The following is a 2,510-nucleotide window of genomic DNA, read 5'->3' on the forward strand; positions in this document are numbered from 1 at the left end:
GTAAGCATCCGGCTAACACAGCCTTACCAAGCGATCCTATAAGCCTTAATTTAGTTCCCACCTAAAAACAAGTGGGGACTTAATCCATGAACATGGATATATATTCAGCAACACCTCCTGTTGCTAAAAAACGCAGAACATACAGCAAAGAATTCAAACTCAGTATTGTCAATGCCTGCAAAAATCCTAATACCTCGATCGCTTCGGTCGCACTGCAACATAGTATTAATGCCAACCTTGTCAGTCGTTGGATCAGGATCTTCAGCCATCATGATGGTGCCGTGCAGGATCCTACTCATGTGAATCCAGCATTTATTGCTTTGCCTTACACTGCTGCAATCAGCCAACCTATTGATGAGAGGATCACGTTGTGTATCACCGTGCCTCATACGAATAATGATATTCAGCTAAAATGGCAGACATCAGAAATACCTGCCTTGGCAGAATTACTCAAGGCACTGGCAACATGATCCGCATTGATGAAATCTGGTTGTCTACTCAGCCCATGGACATGCGTGCAGGTATGGATACGACCATGGCTCAGGTGGTGAGAGCCTTTGGCTACATCAAACCGCATTGTGCTTACCTGTTCTGTAATAAACGTGGCCATCGCATGAAAGTACTGGTACATGATGGACTGGGCATCTGGCTGTGTGCCAGGCGGCTGGAACAGGGCAAATTTCACTGGGCTCAAGTTCACCAAGGTGAAACCGTGGCCCTCAGCCCGGAACAGTTACAGGCACTGATCCAAGGTTTGCCCTGGCAGCGCATTGGACGACAGCAGGTGGTGACGATGCTTTAAACCAGGCTGTTCCATTCTGCTATTCTCCAAACGTTCTATTTCATTCTTCTCATGACCTCAGGCATACTGCGGTCATGAATACGCTGCCTGACTTAAGCCAACTGACCCATGAACAACTGCTGGAATTTACCCGGCAGTTGGCGATGCAGCATCAGTCTCTGGCACAATCAAATCAAGAATTAGAAAAATCAAACCAGCAATTGGATGCCAAAGTTCAGCATCTTTCTATTCTCAATCAAAAATACGAGCATGAACTGGCGCTGTTTAAAAAGCATAAATTCGGCAGTAAAAACGAACATCTCACTGCAAAACAAATCCATCTGTGGGATGAGGCGGTCGAAGAAGATATCGCAGCCGTTGATCTGGAATTAGAACGATTAAATGCAGATAAAACCCATGCAGCGACACACAAAGCCACAGTCAACAAACCTAAACGTCGACTGCTGCCAGATCATCTACACACCATCCGTATTGAGCATGAACCTGCATCAACCCAATGCAGTTGTGGCTGCCAGTTACGTCGTATCGGCGAAGATATCAGTGAAAAACTGCATTTCAGACCGGCACAGTTCTATAAGGAACAGCATGTACGTGGCAAATGGGTCTGTGATCAGTGCGACACCCTGACTCAGCAAGCGATGCCCGCCTATGTGATTGATAAAGGTATTGCCAGTCCTGAACTGCTCAGCCATGTGCTGGTATCGAAGTATGCCGATCATTTGCCGCTGTACCGTCAGCGCCTGATCTATCAGCGGGCTGGCATTGATCTGTCCAGATCCACGTTATCTGACTGGATTGGTCGCTGCGGTGTGGAACTGGAACCTCTGGCCAATGCCTTAAAACAGGTGGTGCTGCAACAGCGGGTGATCCATGCCGATGAAACGCCGGTCACCATCATGCGGATGGGTGAGAATGATAAAAAACCGAAGAAAGGTTATGTCTGGGCCTATGCCACTACACAGTACAATCCAGTTCAAGCCGTGATCTATGACTTTCAGGATAGTCGTTCAGGTCAGCATGCTGAAGCGTTCCTGAAAGACTGGCAGGGCCATCTGGTCTGTGATGATTACAGCGGTTATAAAGCACGCTTTAAATCAGGTCAGGTCATTGAGGTGGGCTGCATGGCGCATGCGCGTCGTAAATTCCATGAACTGCATGTGACCAAAAAAAGTCAGGTCGCTGAACAGGCATTAGTGCTGATTCAGAAACTGTATGCCATAGAAGCAGAACTCAGGAAAAAGACCGATGGTACAGCAGAACAGCGCCGCGAATACCGACAACAGCATAGTCAACCGGTGATGCAACAACTGTATGAATGGCTCAACCAACATCATCTGACAGTGCCATCGAGTTCTCCAACCGCCAAGGCGATCAATTACACTCTGAAGCGTTGGCCAGCCTTAAGCCGCTATCTGGATGATGGCAATCTACCGATTTGCAATAACTGGGTGGAAAACCAGATGCGCCCCTGGGCGTTGGGACGTAAGAACTGGTTATTTGCAGGTTCGCTGCGCAGCGGTCAGCGAGCAGCCAATATTATGACATTAATCCAGTCAGCAAAGCTGAATGGGCTGGATCCCTATGCCTATTTAAGTGATGTGCTGAAAAGGTTGCCGACACATAAAGTGACTCAGATTGAAGAATTGCTACCACACCGCTGGAAACCTGAACCGAATTAAAAAATAGGCATGGGGTTCAGCGGACGCTT

3 protein-coding genes are annotated in these 2,510 nt (G+C 47.8%); all 3 read left to right on the forward strand.

Translation table 11 applies throughout. The annotated features are described in order from the left end of the window. Positions 1 to 86 precede the first annotated feature (86 nt). The 3 genes from FTV18_RS15505 (at position 87) to FTV18_RS15515 (ending at position 2,481) form a co-directional block, all read left to right on the forward strand. Positions 87 to 470 carry a transposase gene (locus FTV18_RS15505; protein WP_019836977.1) on the forward strand — a complete coding sequence of 128 codons (384 nt, stop codon included), beginning with the start codon at positions 87 to 89 and terminating at the stop codon, positions 468 to 470. Continuing rightward, positions 467 to 802 carry an IS66 family insertion sequence element accessory protein TnpB gene (gene tnpB / locus FTV18_RS15510; protein ID WP_000618091.1) on the forward strand — a complete coding sequence of 112 codons (336 nt, stop codon included), beginning with the start codon at positions 467 to 469 and terminating at the stop codon, positions 800 to 802. The genes FTV18_RS15505 and tnpB overlap by 4 nt, the downstream gene beginning before the upstream one ends. 74 nt (positions 803 to 876) lie before the next feature. Continuing rightward, complete coding sequence (locus FTV18_RS15515; protein WP_180018803.1) at positions 877 to 2,481, forward strand: IS66 family transposase; 1,605 nt, start codon at positions 877 to 879, stop codon at positions 2,479 to 2,481. Positions 2,482 to 2,510 lie beyond the last annotated feature (29 nt).

The sequence above is a fragment of the Acinetobacter sp. YH12241 genome (genome assembly GCF_013417535.1).
Classification (GTDB): Bacteria; Pseudomonadota; Gammaproteobacteria; order Pseudomonadales; family Moraxellaceae; genus Acinetobacter.

Coding starts and splice junctions, on each gene's coding strand:
- tnpB (WP_000618091.1), top strand. CDS start 467: ATGATCCGCATTGATGAAATCTGGTTGTCTACTCAGCCCATGGACATG.
- FTV18_RS15505 (WP_019836977.1), top strand. CDS start 87: ATGAACATGGATATATATTCAGCAACACCTCCTGTTGCTAAAAAACGC.
- FTV18_RS15515 (WP_180018803.1), top strand. CDS start 877: ATGAATACGCTGCCTGACTTAAGCCAACTGACCCATGAACAACTGCTG.